The sequence below is a fragment of the Curtobacterium sp. ER1/6 genome, from assembly GCF_001742745.1.
Taxonomy (GTDB): Bacteria; Actinomycetota; Actinomycetes; order Actinomycetales; family Microbacteriaceae; genus Curtobacterium; species Curtobacterium citri.
In genome coordinates this window covers 193,180-219,550 of sequence record NZ_MJAK01000003.1, presented here as the reverse complement: position 1 = coordinate 219,550, position 26,371 = coordinate 193,180, and the positions used below count along the sequence as shown (strand labels likewise).

The following is a 26,371-nucleotide window of genomic DNA, read 5'->3' as shown; positions in this document are numbered from 1 at the left end:
CGGGCGACGACCGACCACCCCACCTCGGGGGCCGTCAGCACGCGGATCAGGCCGGATCACGCGGGCCGTTACGAAAACGCGACCGAACCGAATTGACAGCCGCGACGGGGCTGTGCGTAAATTACCTCCGTTCCGCCGATGTGAACGGTCACATGACCGTCACACGATCGGGACACCGGACGCGACAACGGGGTCCGCACAGGACTCCTGTGCCCCCGATGCCGCAGCTCACCACCCGAAGGACTGCCGCACCGCAGCGGCAGAAGGAGATGCACCGTGGCGTCAACCCCACAGGGACCGGACCTGGCCACCAGGTCCGTCACCAGCGCCGAGACCCTGCTCGAGATGCGCTCGATCACCAAGGAGTTCCCTGGTGTCAAGGCGCTCTCGGACGTGTCGCTGAGCGTCCGCGCCGGCGAGATCCACGCGATCTGCGGCGAGAACGGGGCCGGCAAGTCGACCCTCATGAAGGTGCTGTCGGGCGTCTACCCGTACGGCACCTACAGCGGCGAGATCGTCTACGAGGGCGAAGAGGTCCGCTTCAAGGACATCAAGCAGTCCGAGCAGGCCGGCATCGTCATCATCCACCAGGAGCTCGCGCTCATCCCCGAGCTGTCGATCACCGAGAACCTGTTCCTCGGCAACGAGCCCGGCCGCTTCGGCGTCATCGACTGGACCGCCGCCCAGCTGCGCGCCCAGGACCTGCTTGCCCGCGTCGGCCTGAACGACGACCCGGACACGCAGATCAAGAACCTCGGTGTCGGCAAGCAGCAGCTCGTCGAGATCGCGAAGGCCCTGCACAAGGACGTCAAGCTCCTCATCCTCGACGAGCCGACCGCCGCGCTCAACGAGAACGACTCGCAGCACCTGCTCGACCTGATCGTCGGACTGAAGTCCCGCGGCATCGCGAGCATCATCATCAGCCACAAGCTCAACGAGATCGAGCAGATCGCCGACGAGATCACGATCATCCGTGACGGCAAGGCGATCGAGACGCTCAACGTGAAGGGCGACGGCGTCAACGAGGACCGCATCATCCGCGGGATGGTCGGCCGCTCGCTCGAGAGCCGGTTCCCGGACCGCACGCCGAAGATCGGCGAGGTCTTCTTCGAGGTGAAGAACTGGACCGTCCAGCACCCGCAGGACTCGTCCCGCCTGGTCGCCAAGGGCTCGAACTTCCACGTCCGTCGTGGTGAGATCGTCGGCTTCGCCGGCCTCATGGGTGCCGGCCGCACCGAGCTCGCGATGAGCATCTTCGGGCGCTCGTACGGCACCTTCATCGACGGCCAGATCATCAAGGACGGCCGCGAGATCAAGGTGGCGAACGTCCAGCAGGCCATCGCGAACGGCCTCGGCTACGTCTCCGAGGACCGCAAGGCCCTCGGCCTGAACCTGCTCGACACGGTCAAGCGCTCGACGGTCGCCGCCGACCTGCCGAAGATCTCGAAGGCCGGCGTCGTCGACTCCCTCGAGGAGTACGACGTCGCCGAGCGCTACCGGAAGATGCTCCGCACGAAGGTGCCGACCGTCGAGGAGAACGTCGGCAAGCTGTCGGGCGGGAACCAGCAGAAGGTCGTCCTGTCCAAGTGGATGTTCACCGACCCCGACCTGCTGATCCTCGACGAGCCGACCCGCGGCATCGACGTGGGCGCGAAGTTCGAGATCTACGGCATCATCCAGCAGCTCGCGGCACAGGGGAAGGGCATCATCCTCATCTCCTCCGAGCTCCCCGAACTCCTCGGCCTCTCCGACCGGATCTACACGATCTTCGAGGGCCAGATCACGGCCGACGTCCCCGCGGACCAGGCCGATCCCGAAACCCTCATGCGCAGCATGACCTCCGCGCGGAAGGGCGCACTGATCTCATGAAGAACCTGAAACTGCTCTTCGGCAAGGGCAACAGCATCGGCCAGTACGGCATGATCATCGCGCTCATCGCGATCCTGATCCTGTTCTCGATCCTGACGAACGGGCTCATCCTCGAGCCGACGAACATCATCAACGTGTTCCTGCAGTACTCCTACATCCTCATCCTGGCGCTGGGGATGGTCATGGTGATCATCGCCGGGCACATCGACCTGTCGGTCGGTTCGGTGGCGGCCTTCACCGGCATCATCGTCGCCCAGTCGATGGCGCAGTGGAACTTCCCGGCGTGGGCCGCGATCATCCTCGGCCTCGCCGTCGGTGCCGCGGTCGGTGCCTGGCAGGGCTTCTGGGTCGCGTTCGTGAAGGTCCCGGCCTTCATCGTGACCCTGGCCGGCCAGCTGATCTTCCGCGGTGCGAACCAGATCATCGGCAACTCGACCTCGCAGCCGGTGCCGGACGACTACGCGCAGATCGGTTCGGGCTTCCTGCCCGACTTCGGCCCGGACTTCGGGTTCTCGAACGGCACGCTGATCCTCGGCATCGTCACCTGCCTCGTGCTGATCTTCCTCGAGATGCGCGGCCGTCAGCGTCGCAAGAAGATGCAGGCTGAGCTCGTCCCGCTCTGGGTCTCGATCGTCCGCACGGGCATCCTGGTCGCCGTCACCCTCGTCGCGACGTACCTGTTCGCCGCCGGTCCCGCCGGCACGTCGATCCCGATCGTCGCGATCATCCTCGGCGTGCTGACCATCGTCTACGGCTTCCTCACCAAGAACACGATCTTCGGCCGCCAGGTCTACGCGGTCGGTGGCAACGCGAACGCCGCCGTCCTGTCCGGCGTCAGCGCCCGCAAGGTCAACTTCTTCGTCATGATGAACATGTCGGTCCTCGCCGCGATCGCCGGCATGGTGTTCGTCGGCTACTCGGGCGCCTCGGGCCCCGCCGACGGCACCGGCTGGGAGCTCGACGCGATCGCCGCCGTGTTCGTCGGTGGCGCCGCGGTCGCCGGTGGCATCGGCACGATCTCCGGATCGATCATCGGTGGTCTCGTCATGGCCCTGCTGTCCAACGGTCTGTCGCTGGTGGGCCTCGAGTCCAACCGCGTCCAGATCATCCGCGGTCTCGTCCTGCTCGTCGCCGTCGCCTTCGACGTCTACTCGAAGTCGCAGGGTCGTCCGTCCCTGATCGGCGGGATGTTGAAGCAGTTCCAGCGGAAGGACACCGAACAGAACACGGTGGCCGCGCAGCAGCCGCGGAGCATCGAGGACCAGCCCGAGAAGGTCAACGTCCAGTAACACGTGGCGGGTGGCCACCCCGGTGGCCACCCGCACGATCCCCGCACCACACAGCACCACTCCTCAACGAAGAGAAAGCAATCTCATGCGCAAGAAGCTCATCGCCGGCATCGGTCTGGCACTCGTCGCGGGCCTGGCCCTCAGCGGCTGCTCGGCCCGCGGCAACTCGGACGCCGGCTCCGGCTCGACCGGCGGCGCCTCGAACGTCCAGATCAAGAAGGGCGACCTGATCGGCGTCGCGCTCCCCGCCAAGACCTCGCAGAACTGGGTGCTCGCGGGCGCCGCGTTCGAGAAGTCGATCGAGGACGCCGGCTTCAAGGCCGACATCCAGTACGCCAACGCCGGCAACCCGGTCCCGGACCAGCAGGGCCAGATCCAGTCGATGGTCACCAAGGGCGCGAAGGCGATCATCATCGGTGCCGCCGACGGTTCGCAGCTCGGCACGCAGGTGCAGGCCGCCAAGAAGTCCGGCGCCGTCGTCATCGCCTGGGACCGCAACATCCTGAACACCGAGAACGTCGACTACTACGTCGCGTTCAACAACTTCAAGGTCGGCCAGCTGCAGGGCCAGGCCCTGCTCGACGGACTCAAGGCCAAGAAGCCGAACGGCCCGTACAACATCGAGCTCTTCTCCGGCTCGCCCGACGACGCCAACGCGAAGGTCTTCTTCAACGGCGCCATGGACGTGCTCCAGCCGAAGATCGACGACGGCACGCTCAAGGTCGTCTCGGGTCGCACCAGCTTCTCGGACACCAACACGCAGGGTTGGCTCGCGCAGAACGCCCAGTCGCGCATGACCGACATCCTGACGAAGTCGTACACGAACACCGAGCTCGACGGCGTCCTGTCGCCGAACGACACCCTGGCCCGCGCGATCCTGACCGCCACCAAGGCGGCCGGCAAGCCGAACCCGGTCGTCACCGGTCAGGACTCCGAGACCGCGTCGATCCCGCTGATCATGCAGGGCGAGCAGTACTCGACCATCTACAAGAACACCACCGAGGAGGCCCAGGCCGCCATCGACCTGGTGTCGGACCTCGCCGACGGCAAGACCCCGAAGACCACGGACGACAAGAACAACGACAACGGCAAGAAGGTCGTCCCGGCCGTCGAGCTGACGCCGGTCCTCGTCACCAAGGAGAACGCGGTCGAGGCGTACAAGGGCAACGACACCCTCGAGGAGCTCGCCAAGAAGGGCTGATCCCCTTCCGCAGCAGCACCACAGCACCGCAGAAGGCCCCGTCTCGCTCCGGCGAGACGGGGCCTTCCCGCGTCCCGGGCGCGAGACGACCCGGTTGCTCTCGTGGGCAGGCGGCGGACGGGAGGCGCGCGGCGACGCCGCCACGCGCCTCCCGTCCGTCAGCTGGTCGGGTCGGCGCGGAGCGCGTGACGGTCGCGGAGCCGGGCGGCCGCCTCGCGGAGCCGCGGTGCGTCCACCCGCGCGGTCCAGACCAGCACCGGCGGCGAGACCGGACGTCGGCCGTTCGTCAGGCGGTCCCCGATCGCGGCCAGCCGCCGCCACGGGATGCCCGGCTCCGAGGCCGTCAGGTCGTCCGGGAGCGCGGCGACCGCCACCCCGATCTCGACGAGCCGCATCCGGACGGCGTCGAGCACGAGGTCCGAGGGCGGCGAGTCGTCGACGTACCGCTCGATGGCCGCGCAGGCCTCCACGACCTCGTCGAGCAGCTCCCCCGTGCCCGGTCTCACAGCGGCACGGCCTTCCGACAGCGCTCCGGGTCGGTGCCCGCGCCGTCCAGCACCTCGACCTCGGCGTCGAGCAACCGCTCGGCCTCGTCCTGGATCCGCATGAGCGTGAAGATCCCGGCGCCCGGCTCGAGGTCGACGATGAGCCCGAGCGCGTCCCGCTCCCGGGACCGCTCGTGCGCGCGGCGCTCGGCCGGGACGAGCCGCGGCCGGGTCCCGCCGTTCCGACGCACCGCCGTGATCAGGTCGTCCCGTGCCGCGGCGACGCGGTCGTGCAGCGGCGGGGGTGCGCAGGACGGGAGCAGGTCGATGGAAGCCTCGAAGCCCGCGGCGCGCACGAGGCGTTGCAGCGCGGTGAGCGAGGGCTCCCGTCGGCCGTTCTCGTAGGTGCTGATGACGCTCTGCGTGACCCCGGCGCGCGCGGCGAGCTGCACCTGGGTGAGCCCCGCGCGCGTCCGGGCGTCTCGGATCAGCTCGGACGCCGGGATCGGCCGCGGCACGGGGACGGGGACTTCGGCCATGCGGCCACGATACACAGAATGCGAAATGTTGCCCGATGATGACGCGCACCGTGTCACGAAGGACGACCGGAGTTCGATCGGCCCCGGCTCGGGTCAGTCCCGGCGGGAGACGTCCGCGCGGTGGAAGTTGAGCGCCGAGCGCGATGGCGTCGGGCCGCGCTGCCCCTGGTACCGCGACTGGTACTCCGCCGAGCCGTACGGCTTGTCCGCCGGGCTCGAGAGCTGGAAGAAGCAGAGCTGGCCGATCTTCATGCCGGGCCAGAGCTTGATCGGCAGCGTGGCGACGTTCGACAGCTCGAGCGTGACGTGCCCGGAGAAGCCCGGGTCGATGAAGCCCGCCGTCGAGTGCGTGAGGAGCCCGAGACGGCCGAGCGAGCTCTTGCCCTCGAGGCGCGCGGCGATGTCGTCCGGCAGGGTCACGACCTCGAACGTCGAGCCGAGCACGAACTCCCCCGGGTGCAGCACGAACGCCTCGTCCGGGTCGGTCTCCACCAGGCGCGTGAGCTCGGGCTGGTCCTCGGCGGGGTCGATGTGCGGGTACTTGTGGTTGTCGAACAGCCGGAAGTACTTGTCGAGCCGGACGTCGATGCTCGACGGCTGGACGAGGGCGGCGTCGTACGGATCGAGGCCGATCCGGCCGTCGGCGAGCTGGGCGGTGATGTCGCGGTCGGAGAGCAGCACGCACGAAGCCTAGCGGCCGGTGGCGCGCCCCCGGTATGCTGCGAGGCTGCCCACCGGGGTGGCGGACGACGGCCGTCCGACCGGCCGCACGAGGGGGGCACCCGTGACCGGCACCACCGACACCACCGACACCACCGACACCTGGACCGTCGAGGAGCTCGACGTCCCGACGACGATGGACGACGACCCGACGCGGGTGCAGGCGTTCCGGGACTGGCTCGCGGTGTCCGACGCCGCCGAGTTCGCGGTGCACGGACTGCGCGAGGTCTCGTGGACGCCCGCCGAGTACCTGCCGATGTGCCACGAACCCGGGGCCCCGAGCCGCCTGTTCGTCGTGCGCCACGATGCGGGCGAGGTCGTGGCGTCGGGGGCGTACGACTCGAGGACCGAGCCGGGCACGACGAACTGCTGGCTGTCGCTCGGCGTCCGGCCCGACCGGCAGCGCCGCGGCGTCGGGACCCTGCTCGCCGACCACCTCGAGCAGCTCGCCCGTGCCGAGGGCCGCACCCAGTGGAAGACCTACGCCGTCTCGCGGCAGGTCGGCCCCGGTGCCGGGCCCGGGTACGTCGCAGCACCCACCGGCCACGGCGCCGTGCCCGCGGACGAGGCCGGCGTGCGCTTCCTGACCGGCCGCGGCTGGCGCTTTGGTCAGGTCAACCGGATGAGTCGGCTCGGGCTGCCGGCGGACGGGTCGGTCGTGCGCGCCCTGCACGAGCGCGCGGCCACGGCGGCCGGCCCCGGTTTCCGGGTGCACACGTGGACCGGCCCGACCCCGGACCGGTGGCTCGACGACCTCGCGCTCCTGCACACGAGGATGAGCACCGATGCCCCCGAGGGCGACATGCAGGAGCCTGAGGACGTCTGGACCGGCGAGCGCGTCCGCGAGTCCGAGGAGCAGTTGGCGACCGGCCCGCACACGATGCTCACGATCGCGGTCGAGCACGTCGAGGACACCGCCCTCGTCGGTTTCAGCCAGCTCAAGGTGCCGGAGAACCCGGAGCGCCCGGTCATGCAGTGGGACACCCTCGTGCTCCGTGAGCACCGCGGGCACCGGCTCGGGTGGCTGCTCAAGGTGGTCGGGATCGAGACGATCGAGCGGGACTTCCCGGGCCGGCCGTCGATCGTCACGTTCAACGCCGAGGAGAACCGGCCGATGCTCGACGTCAACGAGGCCGTCGGCTTCGTCGGGGTGGGCAGCGAGGGGATCTGGGAGCACCGGGACTGACGGGCCCGCCCGCTGCCGGACTGGGATGGTGGTGTCAGGCGGCGGACCTACCATTGGACGGTCATGACCGTCACGTCAGCCGCCACGCAGCCCGGGGACACGGCACCCGAACCCGCCCCCACCACCGCACGGTCCACCACCGTCGCGACGGTCCTGGTCATCGCCGTCCCGCTCGCCGTCGCCGGCGCCGTGCTCGGCATGACGCTCACCGGCGCGTTCACCGCGTCGCAGCAGCTCGTCTCCGCCGGTGACCTCGTGGAGTACGGCCTGCCGGTCGCCCGGGTCGTGCACGACACCGCCGCGGCGCTGTCGATCGGGCTGCTCGTCGTGGCCGCGTTCGCGCTCCCCGCGAAGAAGCAGGACCACCGCACGATGTCGTCCGTGCAGCACCGGGCCGCCCGTTGGGGTGCCGCGGCCGGTGCCGTGTGGTTCCTCGCCGCGGTCGTGGGGATCGTGTTCACCGGCGCGAACACGCTGGGTGTCCCGCTCACGAGTCCGGTGTTCGCGCGCAACTTCCTGCTCTTCGCGTTCCAGGTCGAGATCGGGCAGGCACTCGTCGTCTCCGCCGTCGCGGTGCTCGTCGCCACGCTCGTCGCCGCCTTCGCCACGCGGGTCACCTCGCTGGCGGTCGCGACGGTCGCCGGGCTCTTCGCGCTGCTGCCGCTCGCCCTGTCCGGTCACGCGGCCGGTGCGCTCGAGCACGCGAACGCGGTGAACTCCCTCGCCGTGCACCTGGTCGCCGTGTGCGTGTGGGCCGGCGGGCTCGTCGCCGTGCTGCTCCTGCGCACCCGCACGAAGGGCGCCACGGGACGCGTTGTCGCGCGCTACTCGACGCTCGCGGGGTGGGCGTTCGCCGCGGTCGCGTTCTCCGGCATCGTCAACGCCTCGCTGCGCCTGACCGGTCCGGCCGACCTCGTGACGACGACCTACGGGTGGCTCATCACCGTCAAGGCGGTCATCCTCGTGCTGCTCGGGCTCGCCGGCGTCGCGCAGCGCCGGAAGCTCGTGCCGGGGCTCCTCCGTGCGCCGCTCGACCGCAGGTTGTTCGTCCGCTTCGCCCTGGCCGAGGTCGTGTTCATGGCCGTCGCGATCGGTGTCTCCGTCGCGGTGTCCCGCTCGCAGCCGCCGATCCCGCAGACACCCGAGACGGGACAGGACACCCGGTCCGGCCTGCTCGGCTACACCTACCCGCCGGCGCAGACCGTGCAGACCTACCTGACGCAGTGGCACATCGACTGGGTCTACCTGGCGGTCGCCGTCGTCGGAGCCGGCTGGTACCTGCTCGCGGTGCGGAAGCTCCGGCAGCGTGGCGATTCGTGGCCCGTGGGTCGCACCATCGCCTGGCTGCTCGGCTGCGTGCTGTTCATCTGGACGACCTCGGCCGGACCGGCGGTCTACGGCATGGTGCACTTCTCGTCGCACATGCTCCAGCACATGCTCCTCATGATGTTCGTGCCGCTGCCGCTCGTGCTCGGCGGCCCCGTGCTCCTCGCGCTGCGCACGCTCCCGGTGCGGAACGACGGCTCGCGCGGTGCCCGTGAGTGGCTCATGCTCTTCACGCACTCGCGGTACATGCAGTTCATGGCGAAGCCCGCCGTGGCCGGGACGATCTTCGCCGGGTCGCTCGTGGTCTTCTACTTCACGCCGGCGTTCCAGTACGCCATGCAGTCGCACGAGTGGCACGTCGCGATGGTCGTGCACTTCGTGCTGAGCGGCTACCTGTTCTTCTGGGTGTTCGTCGGCGTCGACCCGGGGCCGCAGCGCCCGCAGTACCCGATCCTCATCATCGCGCTGCTCGCGACCCTGGCCTTCCACGCCTTCTTCGGCGTCGCCGTGATGACCTCGCAGTCGGTGTTCGCGGCCGACTGGTTCCACGCGCTCGGGCAGACCGACGACCGCGCGCTCCTCGCCGACCAGCACACCGGCGGCGGCATCGCCTGGGGCGCGTCGGAGCTGCCGATGGTGTTCGTCGCCCTGCTCGTGGTGCGCAACTGGGTGCGGAGCGACAAGCGCGATGCCAAGCGCCTCGACCGCAAGGCCGAGCGCGACGGCGACGCCGACCTCAAGGCGTACAACGAGCAGCTCGCCGCGATGAACCGACGCGACTGAGGCTCTGCAGGGAGCACCCGCCCCGCAACGAGACAGCGCACCGTGCGGTTCCGCACGGTGCGCTGTCTCGTTGCGCTGTCTCGCTCCGCTCGAGCGACCCGACTAGCCCCGGGCCGCCCGGGTGCGACGGCCGAGCAGGAGCACGACACCGGCCACCAGCAGCGCGACGGCGAGGGCGATCCCCGTCCAGAGCGCGACGGTCGGGCCGGTGAAGGCGAGGCCGCCGGGTGCGGCTGCCGCCGTCGGGGCCGCGCTCGGCGTGGCGCCCGCCGGTGCCGCGCTGGGCGCTGCCGCCGTCGGGGCCGGTGCCGGGGTTGTCGGCGCCGTGGTCGGTGCCGGTGCCGGGGTGGTCGGCGCGGGGGTCGGGACCGGCACGACGGCCTCGGCCACGGTCACGTCGAACTCGTCCGAGGTCGACGCGGCGTACACCGCGTCGCCGGAGTAGACCGCGACGATCCGGTGACGGCCGGACCCGAGCCCGGCGACGTCGCAGCTCGCGACGGGGAGCGTGACGGCGCAGAGCACCCGGTCACCCTCGCGGAACTCGACGGTCCCCGTGGGTGCGGGCTGACCGGCACGTGCCGCGGGTCCGTCGACGGTCAGCGTCACCGGGGCACCGGCCGCGACGGGCTCGGAGGCGTCCGGCGAGGTCGCGGTGACCGCCGTCGGGACCTTCGACACGACGAGCGACCCCGTGCCCTCGGCGGTCGCGTGGTCGGCGTCACCGAGGTACGCGGCGGTGACCACGGTCCCGCCGGCGGTCGTCGCGGGGACGGTGCAGCTCGCCGTACCGTCCGTCAGGTCGGCCGTGCACAGCTCCGCACCCGTCTGCGCGTCGGTGAACCGGACGGTCCCGGTGGGGACGGTCGCGTCGGTCGTCGCGGACGACGAGACGGTCGCGCGGAGCGACGCGTCGTCGCCGACGGTGACGGCGGTGTCCTCCACCGTGACGACGGTCGTCTGCGGGGCGACCGTGACGTCGCGGGCGACGGTGATCGCCTCGGCGTCGATCGACGACACGACCGTCGACACCGTCGCGGTGCGGGCGGTGCCGGTCACCGTGAACGGGATCGTGAGCTCGGGCAGGTCGGTGCCCGGGGCACGGTCGGCGGCTGCCTGCTCGCAGGTGACGACCTGACCCGACACGGAGCACGTCCAACCGGTGCCGGTCGCGCCGTCGGCCGACGGGGTGACGCCGGTCGGGAACGTGGAGGTGGTGCGGACGGCACGCGTCTCGGAACCGCCGTCGGCGGAGATCGTCGGGGTGACCGTGACGGTGCCGGAGCCGGCGTGCGCGACGCTGGTCGCGCCTCCCGTCCGCGCCGTCAGCACCGGGACCGCGCCCGCGGCGGTCGTCGCGACGAGGTCGGTGACCTCGTGCACGTCGGTCGCACCGCCCGTGCCCGCGGTGAAGCCGTAGGTGAGCTTGTAGGGGTACCCGGTCGCCGGGTCGATCCACGAGGGGTCGATCCCCGCGACGTTGCTGCTCGGGTCGAGCTTCGGCAGGGCACCGGTGACGACCTGCCGCGCGCCGCCCACGCTCGTGAAGACGACGGCGTACTGCCCGGCCGCCACCGACACGTCCGGGTACCGGCGTGCCGTCAGCGCCGATGCGGTCGGGTTGACGACGACCTCGACGGGCACGGCGACCTCGCTGCGGTCGGCGAAGACGGAGCCGCGGAGCGAGCGGTCGGCGCGCGTGACCGACTGGACGCAGTACCCGGAGGACCCGTTGCCCGGTCCGCGGACCGTCACCGAGTTCTCCGCTCCGCCGCGGCTCTGGTCACCGACGCAGCCGGTGTAGTTCCCGGCGAACCCGCCGTAGGTGTCGAGCCCGACACCGAGGTACGCGTGCTCGAGGCCGTCGACACCGCCGGCGGGGTAGGCCGCGTAGCCGAGCGCACCGCCGGTGTAGCCGGTCCTCGTGGGCACGGCGGGGTCGTACGGGTCGGTCGCCGCCAGGTAGAAGACCATGCCGTCGGCACCGCTGCCGTCGTACTGGTAGGTCGTGAACGAGGCGTCGAGGCCCTTGTCCGTCGGCACGGCCTGCACGGCACCGACGGCACCGATCAGGGCCTGCGACGCCGACGTCAGGCGGAGCGCCCCGGACCCGGCGTCGTCGGCCGTGTCACCGCAGGCGGGGATCGAGCCCGTGCCGGGACCACCCGACGCACCGGCCGTCAGGCACGCGCTGTTCCCGGCGGCGGAGGGCGTCGACGGGAGCACCCAGCCGTCGCCCGCGCTCGTGCCGCGGAAGGTCTGGTCGGCGAAGGTCGTCTGCGTCGGGGCCGCGGCGCTGGCGGCGGTGACGTCCGCGCCGAGGAGCGCGAGACCGGCGAGACCGGCCACGGTGAGACCGGCGAGGATGCTGCGAGCGCGCGCGACGGCGCGCCGCTGAGGTCGTTGAGCCAAGGGAGCCCTGTTCAGTGAGGAGGGGTGCCGACGAGGAGCTGCCAGCCCGGCTCGTCGACTCGGGTCCTCACACCGTAGGGCGATCCGCGCGATGTGGAGCACCGGGGACGCCGGACACCCCCGTACTGGGGGTAGGGCACCTGTCCGGAGACCGCCGACCGCGAGGGACGCTCAGTCCCCGTGCACGATGCAGACCGCGTCGAGCTCCATCGAGGCCTCGAGCGCGGCACTGACGCCGGGCTCCCCCGCCGGTCCGAACGGGGTGACGGTGTCGACCCACCACAGCGGGGTCGAGAGGGCGGGCGCATCGGGCAGGATCCGCTCGACCTCGTCGAGCGAGTCCACCCGGCGGACGCCGAGGACCGTGATCACGGGGTGCCCCGCGTCGCGGCAGACCTGCAGCACCGGGCCGTCGTCGAGCGCACGGACGCCCCACGCGTCGTCGTGCAGCAGGAGCGCCTCCGCGACGTCCCGCGCCTGCACCGGCCCGCGGCAGAGGAGCGTCACGTCACGCGGCACCCTGACCGCCCGTCCGGTGGGCGGAGTGGGCGTGCGCGCCGCGGTCGTGTCCGTCGAGGGTCCCCTCGTCGTGCGCGGGGTCGAGCGGCGCGCCGCCGACGAGCTGGAGGAAGCGGTCCTCGTCGATGCGGTCGAGGAACGCCTCGAGGGCCTCCCACCCGTCCTCGAGCCGCACGACCAGGCCACCGCCGCCGAACACCGACGTCGAGGTCCGCGCCGGCGGCCACTCACCCGTGCGGTCCAGGAACCCAGCGGCCTCCGGACCGACCACGACCGCGAGCGGCGAGGGTTCGCCGTGTGCGACGGCCCGGACCAGGTGGTCGGCGTCGCCGCGGCGCTGCATCACGACGCCGAACACCGGCTCGACCTCGGCGGCGACCCGGTGCACGGCGTCCAGGAGCTTCGACGCGAGCGCGGGGTCGGTGCCGTCCTCGGGGATCGTGAGCACGGCGGACATCGTCTCGACGACGACCCCGTCGAGCAGGTGCGCGGTCATGGTCGCCGAGAAGCCCTCGCCGACGGCGTACGACGTCGACACGTCCGGGGCGTCGTGCTTGGCGTACTGCGTGACCACCCAGCGGTCCCACGGCACCGTCAGCGGTTCGCTCGTGCCCCACCGCGTGGGACAGGTGCCGACGGTGTCGCAGAGCGCCTCGATGGCGGAGCCGAGGTCGACCGCCCGGTCGGCGTGGTGCCGGAGCGTCAGGTCGATGCTGATCTGCCGGACGGACCCGGACGCGACCGGGTGTGCGGGCGACGGCGGACCGACGAGTTCCGGACCGAGGTGCACGAAGTCCTCGACGCCCGCGGCGCGGACGCCGGTGCGGCCGTCCCGCAGCGAGCCGTCCTGCTCGTCGACGGCCCACGCGGCTCCGTGCGCGCCCAGCGCGTGCCGCAGGGCGGGGCTGAGCGACGCCTCCCGGCCGGTGCGGAGCACGACCGTCCGCCCGGAGGCCGAGGCGCGTCGCAGGAGCGAGGCGAGCGAGTCCGTCAGCCACACGACCGGCGAGGCCGAACGGACCACGATGGCGGGGCCGACCACGTCGTCGATGAGGGGATGCCTGACCATCCGGGTCCTCCTCCGGTAGGGCGTCGGAACCCCCTGGACGGTACACACGGCGTCGACACGTGTCCGTCGACCCGGGGACCTCACAGGGGAGACACGGCGACCGGACGGGAGGCGCGACCCAACCCCGCCGCGCCGCGTGCGGCGCGCGCACGGCTGGCATCCAGCGGAGAATCCGCTAGGCTTGCCACGTCCCGCCGGGCGGGATGCGCGAGTGTAGTTCAATGGTAGAACTCCAGCTTCCCAAGCTGGTAGCGCGGGTTCGATTCCCGTCACTCGCTCTCCAGATGGACACGCTCCCGAGGGAGCCGCTTCCCGAACGCAGGGACCGGGTACCGCGGTCGTCGTGACGATCGTCGTGCTCGTCGGACCGGCGGCGGGCACGGTGCTCGGCGGAGTCGCCCGGACGAGCCAGCAACGGCCGCCGACCCGACGGCAGGAGCGTCGTGAGACCGGTGCCGGTCGGCTGCGTCGGCACTGCCGGTCGGCACCGTGGTGCCCGCCGTGCCGCTCGGTCCGGTGCTGCTCGAGCCGGTACTGCACCGCGCGCGCAGGTGTGCGCCGCGCCACCCGTGGGGGCGGAGCGGCGCACACCCGCCGTCAGACCGGTGCCTCAGCCGATCCCGGGGCTGCTCGTGATGCCGACGTTGCCCGCGGCGGCGAACCCGTCGGTCGCCGGCGAACCGGTCCACGTCCAGAGCGAGCCGGTGTTGGCCTCGACCGCGACGGCGAGGTGGTCGCCCTCGACGGCCGCGGACGGGCTCGACGCGGCCTGCATGCCGACGTTCGCCGAGTGCGCGAAGCCAGCATCACCGGGCGCGCCCTCCCACGTCCAGAGCTGCCCGGTGTTCGCCTGGGCGGCCACCGCGAGCTGTGAGCCGAGCAGGGCGATGGAGGGGCTCGTGCCGGCCTTCATCCCGACGGCGGTCTCCTTGGCGAGACCGGCCGTGCGCGGCGTCCCGGTCCACACCCAGAGCTTGCCGGTGTTGGCCTGCACGGCGACGCCGATCGTCGAACCGTTCACACGGGTGATCGACGGGCTCGTACCCGCCTTCATCCCGACGTTCGCCGATGCCGCGGTCCCCCGCTCCGTCGGCGGCCCGTACCAGGTCCAGAGGGCTCCGTCGGTCGCCTGGTAGGCGACCGAGACGCCACTGCCCACGGTCGTGATGGACGGGTTCGTGCCCGCCTGCACCGCTCGGCCGGTGGGGCCCGCGGAACCCGTCGTCCCGGGCACGCCTCGCCAGGTCCAGAGTTCCCCGGTGTTGGCCTGGAACGCGACGGCGTACTCCCCGCCGCCGAGCGAGACGATCGACGGGCTGGTCCCGGCCTTCGCACCGACCGCTGCAGACGCAGCCTTGCCCGTGGTGCCGACCTTGCCGGACCACGTCCACAACGTGCCGTCCGGCTTCACGAAGGCGACCGCGGCGTCCTGCCCGTCGTGCGCCGTCGCCGGAGACGTCCCGTCCGCGACGGCCTGTGCGGAGTTCGCCGCGAACCCCGGCGTCCCTGCGCTCCCGGCCCACGTCCACAGCGTGCCCGTGTTGGCCCGCACGGCGACGCCGTTCCCGCTCGAGTACGACGACGGTGAGATCGCCAGTGCCGTCGAGACCCCGCTGAAGTCGAAGTGCTGGTGGTTGCAGGTGTCGGTGAACTGCCGGGAGATGTGCGTGAACGTCCACGAGGAGCGACAACCGGACTGTCCGGCCTGGGAGCCGGAGGGCACGAAGGTGTCCAGGAAGTCGAGGAGTTCGTGCGTCCGGGTGTTCGAGCCCTGGACGGTCGTCCCGCCGACGGATCCGAAGTCGATCGCGACACTCGGATCAATGCAGTGCAACGAAGAGGGGTTCGAACTGCAGGTGTACGGATGCGACATCGCCGGGCAGGCCCGGTTCAGGTCGTTGACCTGCAGGGAACCGAAGTGCTTCGTCACGATCACCAGTGTCTGCAGGACACGCGTGTCGAGCTGGCACCCCGGGGTCGGGCTGCCACTCGCGATGGGCTGGATCTCACTGCGGTAGAGGTCGTTCGTGTTCCCGGCGCCACCCGCGGTCGCCCGGAAGCTGCCGTCCTGGACGAACCCCCCGAGCTGCTTCGCGAGGGTCGCCGGGTCGGCGGAGACGCCGTCACAGGCAGAGCCGCAGGACCCTGCGGCCTCTGCCGGGTACTGCGTCGTCATCAGCGTCGCGGAGACGGAGAGCGCGATCACCGCGGTGATCACCGTGGCGAGTCGCCATCGAGGTCGCCGCTCCGTGCGCGTCTGGAGGTGGTACATGGTTCCCCTGTTCTCGGAAGGGGCGGCCACCGCCCTTCGGTGGCGCCCCGTCGGCAAGCACGCTATTGACGGGACGAACCGCCACGAGGGAGCCACGACGGCGCGGCTGGTGAGAGTGTGCACAGACAATTCTGTTCGCGGCTTCCGTCCGCAGAGAGGTGCCCTGGACGAGGCGTCGCACCACTCGCTCTCCCGGCGCCTCCGCTCCCGAGGGAGCCGCTTCCCGAACGCGGGGTTGCCCTCTCCGCGTGCACGGCCTTGGATCGGGTCGGAGCACGACGGCTCCACCGGAGCAAGGAGGTGCGAGCATGCGTTCGCTCGTCTACACCAGCACGCAGACGCGTCCGATCACCGACTCGGAGCTCGCGCAGATCCTCGCCGTCGGCCGCGAGAAGAACACGCGCCTCGGCGTGACCGGGATGCTCGCGCACAAGGGCGACAACTGCATCGGGATCCTCGAGGGCGAGGACGACGTCGTGCACGACCGGTTCGAGCAGGTCCGCGTCGACCCGCGGCACACGAACGTGCGTGTCCTGCTCGACGAGGCGATCACCGAGCGGTCCTTCCCCGACTGGTCGATGGCCTTCCAGTCCCTCGACCCGCTCGTGCAGGAGGTGCCCGGGTTCAGCGACCTGTTCCGGGCGGGCCGACCGGCCGACCCGGCGTCCGCGGCGTCGCGTGCGCACGGGCTGCTCGAGTGGTTCCGCAAGCACCCGCTCGCGCCGCTGACGTCGCAGCAGACGATCGACGACGAGGCCCCGAGGACCCGGGCGATCAACGGCGCGATCACCGTGATCCACGACCGCGGTCCGGCCGGGTTCTCGGTCGAGGCCGTCGCCGATCGCAGCGGCATGTCCGTCGCGGAGGTCGACGCCCTCTTCCCGAACCCGCACGCGCTCCTCGCCGCGACGGTGATGCGCTGGACCCGCGCGGTCTCCCTCCCGCTGCAGCCGCTCGCCGCCGAGAAGGGCACCGTCGCGTACCTGCACGCCCTGCTCGTCGCGCACGCCGAGGAACCCGCGCTGATGCGGCTCATCGCCTCGAGCCTCGTCGTCGCCACCGACCCGGAGGCGCCGGGCGCGGACTACTACCGGTCGGCCTACCTGCAGTTCCGCGAGGTCGTCCGCGAGGCACTCACCGAGGACGTCCGGAGCGGGCGGGAGCCCGCCACCATGGACCCGGTGCGCGGCACGCAGCAGCTGCTCGCCCTGTACGACGGGCTGCGGTTGCAGTCCCTCCTGACGACGGACACCGACGTGGTCGACGCCTTCGACCGCGCGGCGACCCGGATGCGCCGCGGGTGGGCCGAGCAGTACGAGCAGCCGTCGTACTGGGATGCCCCGGTCGCACCGGCGCACTGACCACGGCGACGACGGCGGCGCGCACTACGCTGCCGTCATGCAGCCCGACCCGACCGAGTCCGACGTCCCGCACGTGGTCGTCGGCGGCGGGGTCGTCGGCGCCGCGACGGCGTACACCCTGACCGCCCGCGGCGAGCGCGTCCTGCTCGTCGAGCAGCACGGCCGCGGCCACCACGAGGGGTCCTCCCACGGTGCCACCCGGATCTTCCGGCAGGGCTACGCCGACCCGGAGTACGTCGACCTGACGACCCGGGCGCTCGCGCTCTGGGACGCGCTCGAGGCACGCTCGGGCACCACCCTGCTCGACCGCACCGGCGCCGTGGACCACGGGCGACCCGAAGTGGTCGACGCGATCGCCGCGGCACTGGCGTCGGCCGGGATCCCGCACGAGTCGCTCACCACGGGCGAGGCCGCGGCCCGCTGGCCGGGCATCGCCTTCGAGGGCCGCGTCCTGACCCACGCGACCGCGGGGCGGATCCGGTCCGCCGACGCGATCGAGGTCTTCCTGACCCTGGCCGAGCGCACCGGGCTGGCCGAGCTCCGCTTCGACACCCGCGTCACCGCGATCGAGGACCACGGTGACGACGTCACCGTGTCGCTCGGCGACGGCACGTCGGTCCGGACGCCGAGCCTGGTGGCGGCCGTGGGGTCCTGGGCGCCCACGCTGGTGGGTGCGCTGCTCGCGGCACGCGGGGCGCGCCTCCCGGCCGTCCGCGTCACGCAGGAGCAGCCCGCGCACTTCCCCAGCCGCCTGCCGGACAGGGCGTGGCCGTCGTTCGTGCACTGGGCGGACGGCGACGACGTCTACGGACTCCTCACGCCGGGCGAGGGCGTGAAGGTCGGGTTCCACGGGACCGGACCGGTCGTCGACCCCGACACCCGCGACCACCGGCCGGTGGCGGCCGAGGTGGAGCGTCTGCAGGCGTACGTCGCGCGGTGGGTGCCCGGCGTGGACGCCTCGCGGCCGAGCCTGATCAGCTGCCTGTACGACACCACCCCGGACGAGGACTTCGTGATCGACCGCCGCGGGCCGCTCACGGTGGCGACCGGGTTCTCCGGGCACGGGTTCAAGTTCGCACCGCTGCTCGGCGAGCTCGTCGCCGACCTGGCGACCGGTGGGGCGCCCCACCCGCGCTTCGCCCTCTGACGACCGGGCGCCCCGCTACGGTGGTCGGGTGCGCGTCGTCATCGCTCCGGACTCCCTGAAGGGCACCGCCACCGCGGCCGACACCGCTGCGGCGATCCGTGCCGGCTGGCTCGACGAACGCCCCGACGACGACGTCGTGAGCGCCCCCACGGCCGACGGCGGCGAGGGCACGATCGACGCGTTCGCCGCGGCCGTCCCGGACGCCGTACGCGTGCCGGTCACCGTGACCGGGCCCGCGGGGACACCGGTCGACACGGCGTGGCTCCGCCTCCCCGACGGGCGGGCGGTGGTGGAGCTCGCGGCGACGAGCGGCCTGCCGCTGCTCGGCGGACGGCTGCAGCCGGGGACGGCGACGAGCCGCGGCTTCGGCGAGGCGATCGCGGCGGCACTCGACGCGGGCGCGACCGGGCTGGTGCTCGGCATCGGCGGCAGCGCGTCGACCGACGGCGGACGGCCCGTGCTCGAGGCGCTCGGGCTCACCGCGCACGCCGACGGCTCCGTCGACCGGAGCCACCTGCGGCCGCTGCCGGACGGTGGTGCGGTGGTGCTGACGGACGTGACCTCGCCGCTGCTCGGGCCGGACGGCGCGATCGCCGTGTTCGGACCGCAGAAGGGCGTCACGCCCGAGTCGGCGCCCGCGCTCGAGGAACGGCTCGCCGCCTGGGCGCTGGCCCTGCCCGACGTGGACCCGGCGACGCCCGGGGCGGGTGCCGCCGGCGGCGTCGGGTTCGGTCTGCTCGCCTGGGGCGCGACCCTCGCCCCGGGCGCGCGTGCGGTCGCCGACGTCCTCGGGTTGCCCGCGCTGCTCGACGGCGCCGACGTGGTCGTGACCGGCGAGGGTCGGTACGACGACCAGAGCGCCGCGGGGAAGGCGCCGTCCGTCGTCCGGGCGCTCGCGGCCGAGCGCGCTCCCGGGGCGCGGGTCCTGCTCGTCGCCGGCGAGGTCGACGCACCGCTCGACGGGTTCGACGCGGCCGCCTCGCTCGTGGTGCTCGCGACGCAGACGACCGGGGAACCCGACGACGCCCTGCGCGAGCCGCTGCGGTTCGCCCGCATCGCGGGGCAGCGGTTGGCACGGCTCACGGGCTGACCGGCCGCGGCCCCGCGCCACGCCCGTCCCACCGCGCCTGGGGGTCCCCATCGCAACCTCCCTCGTCCAGGAGCGCTCCACCACACTGGAGGACGGGTCGCACCCGGCCCGCCAAGCAGCACCCCACGAGGAGACCAATGCGCACCGTCAACGCGTACGCGGCACCGTCGGCCACCGAGCCGCTCGTCAAGACCACCATCACCCGTCGCGACCTCGGCCCGAACGACGTCGAGATCGACATCGCCTACGCCGGCATCTGCCACTCCGACATCCACACCGTCCGCGGCGAGTGGGGCCCGATCCAGTACCCGCAGGTCGTCGGCCACGAGATCGTCGGCCACGTCTCCGCCGTCGGCAGCGACGTCACGAAGCACCAGGTGGGCGACCGTGTCGGCGTCGGCTGCATGGTGAACTCCTGCGGCGAGTGCGAGCAGTGCGTCACCGGCCAGGAGCAGTACTGCCTGAAGGGCAACATCGGCACCTACGCCTCGGTCGACCCGGCCGACGGCTCGATCACCCAGGGCGGCTACTCCGAGGCCGTCGTCGTGAACGAGGACTTCGTGCTCCGCGTTCCGGAGTCGCTCGACATCGAGAAGGTCGCGCCGCTGCTCTGCGCCGGCATCACGACCTACTCGCCGCTGCACCACTGGAAGGTCGGCCCCGGCTCGAAGGTCGCCGTCGTCGGCATGGGCGGGCTCGGCCACATGGCCGTCAAGATCGCCGTCGCCCTGGGCGCCGAGGTCACCGTCCTGTCGCAGACCACCTCGAAGCAGGAGGACTCGCTCCGCTACGGCGCGAAGGCCCACTTCGCCACGAAGGACCCGTCGACCTTCGAGCAGCTGGCCGGCTCGTTCGAGCTGATCATCAACACGGTGTCGGCGAAGCTCGACATGGCGGCGTACCTCGGCCTGCTGCAGGTCGACGGCACGCTCGTCAACGTCGGCGCGCCGTCGGAGCCCCTCGAGGTGCCGGCCTTCGCGCTGATCCCGCGTCGCCTGAGCTGGGCGGGCTCCGCCATCGGCGGCATCGCCGAGACCCAGGAGATGCTCGACTTCTGCGCGGAGAAGGGCATCCTGCCCGAGACCGAGCTCATCTCGGCCGACCGCATCAACGAGGCGTACGAGCGCGTGCTCTCCTCGGACGTGCGGTACCGCTTCGTCATCGACACGGCGACCCTGGCCTGACGACCCGGTCCACGGGGGTCCGCTGACCCCCACCGGACGGGAGGCGCGCTGCCGGCGAGCAGCGCGCCTCCCGTCCTTCCCCTGGCCACCCCGCGGACGTACGCTGTCCCCGGAACGCGACCGCATCGTCCACGCCACGCGGCTCGTCGCCGCCGCGACCCGGACGCGAGAGGCTTGACGGATGGACAACACGACGAACGAGGGACTCCGTCCCCTGGTCTCGGTGTCCGGCACGGAGACCGACACCGCGATCGCCGACCTGGCCGGCATGTACGCCGGCAAGACCTGGCACTCCGGGCACGTCGACGACGACTACTGGTACCGGTACGTCGCGGTCGGCGACGACCGGATGAGCGTCCGCCGCTCGCAGATGCACGGCACCCTGCGCGGCGACGTCGCCGTCGAGGGCCAGGTCGTCGTCCAGTGGATCGACTCCGGCACCGCGACCGTGGACACCGGTCGCAACGCCGTCCGCATGCAGCCGGGCATCCCGGTGCTGTTCCCCGTCGAGCAGCGCTTCGACATGGACTACCGCGACTGGGACCAGCGGCTCGTGCACCTCGACCGCGACCTCGTGCTCGACGTCGCGTCGGAACGGCACCTGGTGGACGGCACGCTCGCGTTCGACCGCACGACGCCGCCGACGACGGCCGCGGTGGAGCGGTGGCGTGCCTCGGTGGCGTCCTCCGTCCGCGTCCTGCGTGACGAGGGCACCGCGTCGCTCGCGTGGGGCGAGCACCGCAACGCCCGCATCCGCAGCGCCGTCGAGACGATCCACGCCCGCGCGCACGAACCGCTCACGGTGTCCGAGATCGCCCGTGCGGCGGACCTCAGCGTGCGGGGCCTGCAGGAGTCCTTCCAGCGCACGCTCGACCGGACGCCCATGCAGTACCTCCGCGAGGTCCGGCTGCGCCGGGCGCACGACGACCTGCTCCGCGCCGAGCCCGCGACGGTGTCGGTGGCCGAGGTCGCGTCCCGCTGGGGCTTCACGCACATGGGCCGGTTCTCGGGCGAGTACCTGCGGCGGTTCGGCGAGTACCCGAAGCACACGCTGCGCCGCTGACCGGAGGTCGGGACGCACCGCGTCGCGTGGCGTCGCACGGCGTCCCGTCAGGTCGCGTCCCGTTCTCAGCCGACCTCGTCGCCGGAGGGCAGGGCACCGCACCAGTCGACCGACGACGCGTCCACGCTCGCCTCGAGCGCCCCGGAGGTCGCGTCGACGATGCTGACGAGGGCGCCCGACGCCGACGCGGTCGTGACGGCGAGGAACTGCGCGTTCGGCGACGGACAGACCGCGGTGACGCTCGCGTCGTCGGGCACCCGGACGGGCAGCCGGGAGGCGCGGTCCCCGTCCACGCGCACGGTGCGCTGGGCGAGGGTGCCGTCCGCCCGCACGTCGCCCACGACGCGGACGTAGGTGTCGTCGGTGAGCGGGGCGATCCGACCGAGGTACGGCGCGTCGATGCTGCCCGCGGGCGCGGTGATCGGCGTGCGCCGACCGTCCGTGAGGTCGAGGCGGACGATCCCGGTGCCGGTCTCCACGACGGCCGTGGTGCCGCTGCCGACGAAGCCGTGCAGGAACGTGGCGCTGCCGAGGCGCACCGGGTCGGTCCGCCCGCTCATGTCGACCAGGACGAGGTCGTCGGAGCCGGTGCGGACCAGGGCGCTCTCGGTGCGCGGCACGTACGCCCACTGGGCGACGGTCATCGGGACCGCACCCGTGGTGGGACGGCCGTCCTCGGCGACGGCGGTCGGCAGGTGGGTGCCCGTCATGTCGACGACGTACAGCCCGACGTTCCGGGACTGCCCGGTCGAGGTGTCGGCGTACTCGAAGCCGAACGACGCCCCGTCGTCGGCAACGTGCAGGGCCGTCACCCGTCCGGACGAGGTGGGGAGCGTCAGCCGCTCGACGGGTGTGCCCCGGTCCTGCACGCCGCCGGCGAGCGGGACGATCTCGACCGTCGAGCTGCCGTCGCCGCCGCGGACCACGACGAGCGACCGGCCGAGGCGCGCGTACTCAGTGATGCCCCGCGCCTGGAGGACCGTCGTCGCGCCGCCGGCGTCGAGGGACCGTCGCACGATCCGGTCCGGGGCACCCGAGGTCCCGGGCACGAGCGCGAGCACGTCGGTGCTCCCGGTGGTGATCGTCGTCCGGAGGTCCGCGGTGGCGGGCTGTCCGGGCGCGCGCACCCCGGCGACCGCGATCTCGTACGACCGGTCGTACGCGAGCGGACCGGCGAACTCGACCGCGATCGTGTTGCCGCTCGACGTCACGGTGTGCGGGGCCGACGGCGTCACCGTGACCGCGTCGGCGGACACGCGCTGGAGCGCCTGGTTCGCGGTGAGGATCACGCGCTGCGCGGGTCGCGACACGAGCCCGGTCGGGTCGTAGGTCACGTCACGGAGCCGTGGGCCCTGCTGCGACCCGACGACCGCGGCGACCGCGCCGACGAGGACGAACACCGTGAGCGACGCCACGAGCCGGCGGCGGTAGCGGTCGCGGGGACGCCGCCGGACCGGACCCTCCACCCGTGCGTCGGTGGTGCGCGGATCAGTACTCATACGGGTCCGTCGGCTGGTCGATCACCCGGACGGACGCCGCACGGACGACGATCCGCGCCTCCGCCGACTGGTCGGGGTTCGCGGCGAGCTTCCCGGTGACCCGGACCCACCGGTCGGCGTCGGGCACCGCGCCGCCGTCCGTGACGACGCCGAGGCCGACGGGCTGCGCGTCGACGGCGCAGCAGCTGATCACGAAGCGGGTGAGCGTGAAGGAGCCGTCGGCCCCGGGCACCACGAAGCCGGACAGCTCCACGGGCTTGCCGACGAGCGCCGTCGTGTCCGTGGTCTGGCGGATGAGCGCCGCCCAGTCCTTCACGCCGTACTCGGAGGTGTCGACGCCCTCGCTGCCGAGCAGGGCGACGTCCTGCGTCCCGGTCGCGTTCGACAGGGTCGGGGTGTCGACGCTCCGCTGCTGGGCGGTCCGGGCGGACAGGGTCGTCGGGGGCAGCACGAGCATCGCGGCGGTGATCCCGACCGTGACCACCGCGGCCGCGACGCCGAGCACGCGACGGGTGAGGCGGGCGGCCGTCGGTGCCCCGCGGCGGACGGCGCGGGCCGCGTCCGAGCCGTGCGCGTAGGCGGAGTCGGCGGCGTTGTCGTGCCCGTGCTCGTGCGCCGGTCCGTCGTCGTGCGCGTGCCCCGCCCCGTCGTGCGCGTGTCCGTGGCCCCGGGCCACCGCGACGAGCCCCGCGACGGACGCGGGCACCGCGACGGCGGCCAGCACGATCGTGAACAGGTCGTACCGCGGGTTGATGTACAGGTCGAGGTGCCCGACGAGCGCGAGCCACAGCGTGCCGAGCGCCACCGCGAGCACCGACCCGAGCCCCAGGTACGCGGGGCCCTGCTCAGACGAGGACATTCATCACCAACCCGACCGCCGCCGTGAACAGGACGCAGACGACCGCGAGCAGCACCAGGAAGCGTGCCCGGAAGGTCGTCCGGAGCAGGGCGATCATCTTGACGTCGATGATCGGCCCGATGAGCAGGAACGCCGTGATCGACCCGGGCAGGAACGTCGACGCGAAGGACAGCGCGAAGAACGCGTCGACGTTCGAGCAGAGCGAGATCGTCATCGCCAGGAGCATCATCGCCGCGACGGACAGCACCGGGTTCGCGCCGATCGACACGAGCGTCGACCGGGGCACGGCGACCTGGATCGCCGCGGCCAGACCGGCACCGACGAACAGCGCGGGCATCATCGTCGCGGTCTCGCCACCGAACTGCGACGCGCTCTCCCGCCAGCGGTGGCGGCTCTGCGGCGCACCGATCGCCGCGCGGCAGCGGGCCTCGAAGGCGGGGAGCAGGAGCTCGGCCGGACGACGGTGCGCGGCGACGATCCAGCCGACCAGGTTCGCGAGCACGAAGCCGCCGACGATCCGGACGACGAGGATCCACCCCGACCACCCGAACGCCTGCGCCGTGCTGATGATCACGAGCGGGTTGAGGATCGGCGCGGCGACCAGGAAGGTGACCGCCTCGGCCGGGGTGAAGCCGCGCATCATGAGGCCGCGCGCGAGCGGCACGTTCCCGCACTCGCAGACCGGGAAGAGCATGCCGATCAGCGAGATCACCGCGCGCCGCGGCACCGGACGCTCCGGGAGGATCCGTTCGAGCACCCCGGCGGGCACCCACACCTCGACGATGATCGACAGCACGATGCCGAGGACGACGAACGGCAGCGACTCGACCACGACGCTGATCGCCAGCGTCAGGAAGTCCTGCACGACGTCGGGCAGCCCGGCGGTCCCGACGCTCGGCGACACCACGCGCACGCCGAGCAGCACCACGACGGCGCCGAGCACCAGGCCGGGGCCGGTGCGCGTGCGGGAGGGTGCGGGGCGAGTGGGAGCGCTCGTCACCGGAACAGGATAGGCGAGCCGACCGCTGCGGGACCTGCAGCCGCGCCCGCCCGCCCGCCCGGCTGCCCGCTCCGCCACCCGGAGCCTGGCAGGCCGGGTCACCCGGTGGGCAGGCTGGCCAGGTGCCGGTCGAGCAGCGCGATCGCCCAGTCGTGGGACTTCCCCGCGTCGAGCCGCGTGACGTGCACCGCCAGGCCGTCGACGAGCGCGTGCAGGCGGCACGCCTCGTCGACGCGCTGGTCCTCGGGCACGCCGACGAGCGCGACGATGCGGTCGCACCACGCCCGCATCTCCGCGACGACCCGGTCGAGCGCCGGCCGGAGCGCGGCATCGGTGAGCGCGGCGTTGCCGAGCGCCAGGTAGACATCGAGCTCGACGACCCGTTCGTCGTCGAGCGGCAGCAGTTCGAGCAGGATCCGTCGAGCGGTCTCTGCGTCCGGCAGGTCGGCAGGCAGGGCGTCGATGCGCTCCCGCGTCCGGTCGAACACGAGCGTGATGGTGTGCTCGCGCATCGCGGCCTGCGTCGGGAAGACGTACCGGACGGTGCTCGGCGGCAGGCCGGCCGCGGCGGCGACGCCCCGCACGCTCAACGCCGCGAGGCCCTCGTGTGCGAGCACGCGGCACGCGGCCTCGGTCACGTCGATCCGCCGCTGCTCGAGGTCCTCACGGGTGGTCATCGACCCATACTCGCACGCTCGTGCGACTCGTGCTACCGTCGGTCCGGCAAGAGTCGCACGCCCGTGCGACTTACCGAGAGGAGCCTCGTGGCCTGGGTGGTGCTCGTCCTGTCCGGCGTGCTCGAAGCGGTGTGGGCCACCGCACTGAGCGCGTCGAACGGGTTCAGGAAGGTGGTGCCGACGATCGTGTTCGTCGCCGGCATGGTGCTCAGCATGGTCGGACTCGCGTTCGCCATGAAGGCGATCCCGGTCGGTACGGCCTACGCGGTGTGGGTCGGCATCGGGGCGTCCCTGACGGTCGTCGTCGCGATCCTCCGCCGACAGGAGGCCGCCTCGCTCACCCGCATCGCCCTCGTGCTCGGCCTGGTCGCCTGTGTCGTCGGCCTCAAGGTGGTGAGCTGAGGTGGCGTGGTTCGTCCTGTTCGTCAGCGCCACGCTCGAGACCGTGTGGGCCACCGCCCTCGGCGCGAGCGACGGCTTCACCGTGCCGGGTCCGACGGCGCTGTTCGCGGTCACCATCGTCGTGAGCCTGGTCGCGTTCGGCTACGTCCTCAAGCACATCCCGATCAGCACCGCGTACGCGGTCTGGACCGGTACCGGCGCGGCCCTCACGGTCCTCTGGGGGATGGCGACGGGCGCCGAGCCGGTCACGGTCCTGCGCCTGCTCTTCATCGCGGGGATCGTCGGCTGCGTGGTCGGCCTGAAGCTGGTGCCGGCCCGGCCGGCGGCACCCCGAGGCTCGTCTCTGCGGACACCTTCGCGCGGCGAGGACGCGAGTCCCGTCCGCTGAGGCGAGGCTCGGCATCCCGTCACACGCCGAG

General features: G+C 72.3%; 23 protein-coding genes and 1 tRNA gene. 13 read left to right on the top strand and 11 right to left on the bottom strand.

Features of this window, described 5'->3' with window-relative positions; translation table 11 throughout:
• The first annotated feature begins 345 nt into the window (after positions 1–345).
• The 3 genes from mmsA to Cus16_RS07295 all read left to right on the top strand — a co-directional run bounded on the left by mmsA (position 346) and on the right by Cus16_RS07295 (position 4,359).
• Entirely contained in the window at positions 346–1,869 is a 1,524-nt protein-coding gene (gene mmsA, locus Cus16_RS07305; protein WP_069712061.1) for a multiple monosaccharide ABC transporter ATP-binding protein, read from the top strand.
• Complete coding sequence (mmsB, locus tag Cus16_RS07300) at positions 1,866–3,158, top strand: multiple monosaccharide ABC transporter permease (protein WP_069711992.1); 1,293 nt, start codon at positions 1,866–1,868, stop codon at positions 3,156–3,158. Before mmsA ends, mmsB begins: the two co-directional genes overlap by 4 nt.
• An 85-nt stretch (positions 3,159–3,243) precedes the next feature.
• Positions 3,244–4,359: a sugar-binding protein gene (locus tag Cus16_RS07295; RefSeq protein WP_069711991.1), complete on the top strand. Its 1,116-nt coding sequence runs from the start codon at positions 3,244–3,246 to the stop codon at positions 4,357–4,359.
• 158 nt (positions 4,360–4,517) lie between these two features.
• Here Cus16_RS07295 and Cus16_RS07290 read toward each other — a convergent pair whose 3' ends face one another.
• From Cus16_RS07290 to dcd, 3 genes are all read right to left on the bottom strand, one after another.
• A complete protein-coding gene (locus Cus16_RS07290; RefSeq protein ID WP_069711990.1) occupies positions 4,518–4,865 on the bottom strand; it encodes a DUF86 domain-containing protein in 348 nt (115 codons plus the stop codon).
• Positions 4,862–5,383 (bottom strand): helix-turn-helix transcriptional regulator, encoded by a 522-nt coding sequence (locus Cus16_RS07285; RefSeq protein WP_069711989.1) that lies wholly within the window; start codon positions 5,381–5,383, stop codon positions 4,862–4,864. The genes Cus16_RS07290 and Cus16_RS07285 overlap by 4 nt, the downstream gene beginning before the upstream one ends.
• A gap of 93 nt (positions 5,384–5,476) precedes the next feature.
• Positions 5,477–6,064, bottom strand: a complete 588-nt coding sequence (dcd, locus tag Cus16_RS07280) for a dCTP deaminase (protein ID WP_069711988.1) — start codon at positions 6,062–6,064, stop codon at positions 5,477–5,479.
• Between the two features lie 103 nt (positions 6,065–6,167).
• Between dcd and Cus16_RS07275 the strand changes: the two genes are divergently transcribed.
• Positions 6,168–7,289, top strand: coding sequence for a GNAT family N-acetyltransferase (locus Cus16_RS07275; protein WP_069711987.1), 1,122 nt, complete (start codon positions 6,168–6,170; stop codon positions 7,287–7,289).
• Positions 7,290–7,352: 63 nt separating this feature from the next.
• Entirely contained in the window at positions 7,353–9,398 is a 2,046-nt protein-coding gene (locus Cus16_RS07270) for a cytochrome c oxidase assembly protein (protein ID WP_069711986.1), read from the top strand.
• Positions 9,399–9,500: 102 nt separating this feature from the next.
• On the opposite strand, the gene Cus16_RS07265 is transcribed toward Cus16_RS07270, so the two are convergent.
• The 3 genes from Cus16_RS07265 to Cus16_RS07255 form a co-directional block, all read right to left on the bottom strand.
• Positions 9,501–11,810: an Ig-like domain repeat protein gene (locus tag Cus16_RS07265; RefSeq protein WP_141718863.1), complete on the bottom strand. Its 2,310-nt coding sequence runs from the start codon at positions 11,808–11,810 to the stop codon at positions 9,501–9,503.
• A gap of 171 nt (positions 11,811–11,981) precedes the next feature.
• A complete protein-coding gene (locus Cus16_RS07260) occupies positions 11,982–12,317 on the bottom strand; it encodes a hypothetical protein (protein WP_141718862.1) in 336 nt (111 codons plus the stop codon).
• A 1-nt stretch (position 12,318) separates the two neighbouring features.
• Entirely contained in the window at positions 12,319–13,398 is a 1,080-nt protein-coding gene (locus tag Cus16_RS07255) for a DUF6177 family protein (RefSeq protein ID WP_069711983.1), read from the bottom strand.
• A gap of 207 nt (positions 13,399–13,605) precedes the next feature.
• On the opposite strand from Cus16_RS07255, the gene Cus16_RS07250 reads away from it, so the two are divergent.
• Positions 13,606–13,676 (top strand) — tRNA-Gly (locus Cus16_RS07250).
• A 332-nt stretch (positions 13,677–14,008) separates the two neighbouring features.
• Here Cus16_RS07250 and Cus16_RS07245 read toward each other — a convergent pair.
• On the bottom strand, positions 14,009–15,670 hold the full coding sequence (locus Cus16_RS07245) for a hypothetical protein (protein WP_141718861.1): 1,662 nt from the start codon (positions 15,668–15,670) through the stop codon (positions 14,009–14,011).
• Between the two features lie 308 nt (positions 15,671–15,978).
• On the opposite strand from Cus16_RS07245, the gene Cus16_RS07240 reads away from it, so the two are divergent.
• The 5 genes from Cus16_RS07240 to Cus16_RS07220 all read left to right on the top strand — a co-directional run bounded on the left by Cus16_RS07240 (position 15,979) and on the right by Cus16_RS07220 (position 21,515).
• Positions 15,979–17,031, top strand: coding sequence for a BLUF domain-containing protein (locus tag Cus16_RS07240; protein ID WP_069711981.1), 1,053 nt, complete (start codon positions 15,979–15,981; stop codon positions 17,029–17,031).
• Positions 17,032–17,068: 37 nt separating this feature from the next.
• The gene (locus tag Cus16_RS07235) at positions 17,069–18,178 is read left to right on the top strand and encodes an FAD-dependent oxidoreductase (protein WP_069712060.1); all 1,110 of its coding nucleotides are present in this window, start codon (positions 17,069–17,071) and stop codon (positions 18,176–18,178) included.
• 28 nt (positions 18,179–18,206) lie between these two features.
• Positions 18,207–19,268 (top strand): glycerate kinase, encoded by a 1,062-nt coding sequence (locus tag Cus16_RS07230; RefSeq protein WP_069711980.1) that lies wholly within the window; start codon positions 18,207–18,209, stop codon positions 19,266–19,268.
• Positions 19,269–19,405: 137 nt separating this feature from the next.
• On the top strand, positions 19,406–20,452 hold the full coding sequence (locus Cus16_RS07225) for an NAD(P)-dependent alcohol dehydrogenase (protein ID WP_069711979.1): 1,047 nt from the start codon (positions 19,406–19,408) through the stop codon (positions 20,450–20,452).
• A gap of 181 nt (positions 20,453–20,633) precedes the next feature.
• Positions 20,634–21,515: a helix-turn-helix domain-containing protein gene (locus Cus16_RS07220; RefSeq protein WP_069711978.1), complete on the top strand. Its 882-nt coding sequence runs from the start codon at positions 20,634–20,636 to the stop codon at positions 21,513–21,515.
• Positions 21,516–21,580: 65 nt separating this feature from the next.
• Here the strand turns inward: Cus16_RS07220 and Cus16_RS07215 are convergent, their stop codons facing one another.
• The 4 genes from Cus16_RS07215 to Cus16_RS07200 all read right to left on the bottom strand — a co-directional run bounded on the left by Cus16_RS07215 (position 21,581) and on the right by Cus16_RS07200 (position 25,550).
• Positions 21,581–23,014 carry a hypothetical protein gene (locus Cus16_RS07215; RefSeq protein WP_141718860.1) on the bottom strand — a complete coding sequence of 478 codons (1,434 nt, stop codon included), beginning with the start codon at positions 23,012–23,014 and terminating at the stop codon, positions 21,581–21,583.
• Positions 23,004–23,873: a TIGR03943 family putative permease subunit gene (locus tag Cus16_RS07210; protein ID WP_069711976.1), complete on the bottom strand. Its 870-nt coding sequence runs from the start codon at positions 23,871–23,873 to the stop codon at positions 23,004–23,006. Before Cus16_RS07210 ends, Cus16_RS07215 begins: the two co-directional genes overlap by 11 nt.
• Positions 23,860–24,873 carry a permease gene (locus Cus16_RS07205; RefSeq protein ID WP_069711975.1) on the bottom strand — a complete coding sequence of 338 codons (1,014 nt, stop codon included), beginning with the start codon at positions 24,871–24,873 and terminating at the stop codon, positions 23,860–23,862. Before Cus16_RS07205 ends, Cus16_RS07210 begins: the two co-directional genes overlap by 14 nt.
• Positions 24,874–24,971: 98 nt before the next feature.
• Positions 24,972–25,550: a TetR/AcrR family transcriptional regulator gene (locus Cus16_RS07200; protein WP_069711974.1), complete on the bottom strand. Its 579-nt coding sequence runs from the start codon at positions 25,548–25,550 to the stop codon at positions 24,972–24,974.
• Positions 25,551–25,637: 87 nt separating this feature from the next.
• Between Cus16_RS07200 and Cus16_RS07195 the strand changes: the two genes are divergently transcribed.
• Together Cus16_RS07195 and Cus16_RS07190 are read left to right on the top strand one after the other, a co-directional pair.
• Positions 25,638–25,952, top strand: a complete 315-nt coding sequence (locus Cus16_RS07195; protein WP_069711973.1) for a DMT family transporter — start codon at positions 25,638–25,640, stop codon at positions 25,950–25,952.
• A 1-nt stretch (position 25,953) separates the two neighbouring features.
• Positions 25,954–26,340, top strand: coding sequence for a DMT family transporter (locus tag Cus16_RS07190; protein ID WP_069711972.1), 387 nt, complete (start codon positions 25,954–25,956; stop codon positions 26,338–26,340).
• Positions 26,341–26,371: the final 31 nt, after the last annotated feature.

What these genes read in the sequence shown, in the direction of transcription:
- mmsA (WP_069712061.1), top strand. Translation starts at nt 346, where the DNA reads ATGCGCTCGATCACCAAGGAGTTCCCTGGTGTCAAGGCGCTCTCGGAC.
- Cus16_RS07240 (WP_069711981.1), top strand. Translation starts at nt 15,979, where the DNA reads ATGCGTTCGCTCGTCTACACCAGCACGCAGACGCGTCCGATCACCGAC.
- Cus16_RS07200 (WP_069711974.1), bottom strand. Translation starts at nt 25,550, where the DNA reads ATGACCACCCGTGAGGACCTCGAGCAGCGGCGGATCGACGTGACCGAG.
- Cus16_RS07210 (WP_069711976.1), bottom strand. Translation starts at nt 23,873, where the DNA reads ATGTCCTCGTCTGAGCAGGGCCCCGCGTACCTGGGGCTCGGGTCGGTG.
- Cus16_RS07285 (WP_069711989.1), bottom strand. Translation starts at nt 5,383, where the DNA reads ATGGCCGAAGTCCCCGTCCCCGTGCCGCGGCCGATCCCGGCGTCCGAG.
- Cus16_RS07215 (WP_141718860.1), bottom strand. Translation starts at nt 23,014, where the DNA reads ATGAGTACTGATCCGCGCACCACCGACGCACGGGTGGAGGGTCCGGTC.
- Cus16_RS07220 (WP_069711978.1), top strand. Translation starts at nt 20,634, where the DNA reads ATGGACAACACGACGAACGAGGGACTCCGTCCCCTGGTCTCGGTGTCC.
- Cus16_RS07235 (WP_069712060.1), top strand. Translation starts at nt 17,069, where the DNA reads ATGCAGCCCGACCCGACCGAGTCCGACGTCCCGCACGTGGTCGTCGGC.
- Cus16_RS07245 (WP_141718861.1), bottom strand. Translation starts at nt 15,670, where the DNA reads ATGTACCACCTCCAGACGCGCACGGAGCGGCGACCTCGATGGCGACTC.
- Cus16_RS07295 (WP_069711991.1), top strand. Translation starts at nt 3,244, where the DNA reads ATGCGCAAGAAGCTCATCGCCGGCATCGGTCTGGCACTCGTCGCGGGC.
- Cus16_RS07255 (WP_069711983.1), bottom strand. Translation starts at nt 13,398, where the DNA reads ATGGTCAGGCATCCCCTCATCGACGACGTGGTCGGCCCCGCCATCGTG.
- Cus16_RS07270 (WP_069711986.1), top strand. Translation starts at nt 7,353, where the DNA reads ATGACCGTCACGTCAGCCGCCACGCAGCCCGGGGACACGGCACCCGAA.
- mmsB (WP_069711992.1), top strand. Translation starts at nt 1,866, where the DNA reads ATGAAGAACCTGAAACTGCTCTTCGGCAAGGGCAACAGCATCGGCCAG.
- Cus16_RS07225 (WP_069711979.1), top strand. Translation starts at nt 19,406, where the DNA reads ATGCGCACCGTCAACGCGTACGCGGCACCGTCGGCCACCGAGCCGCTC.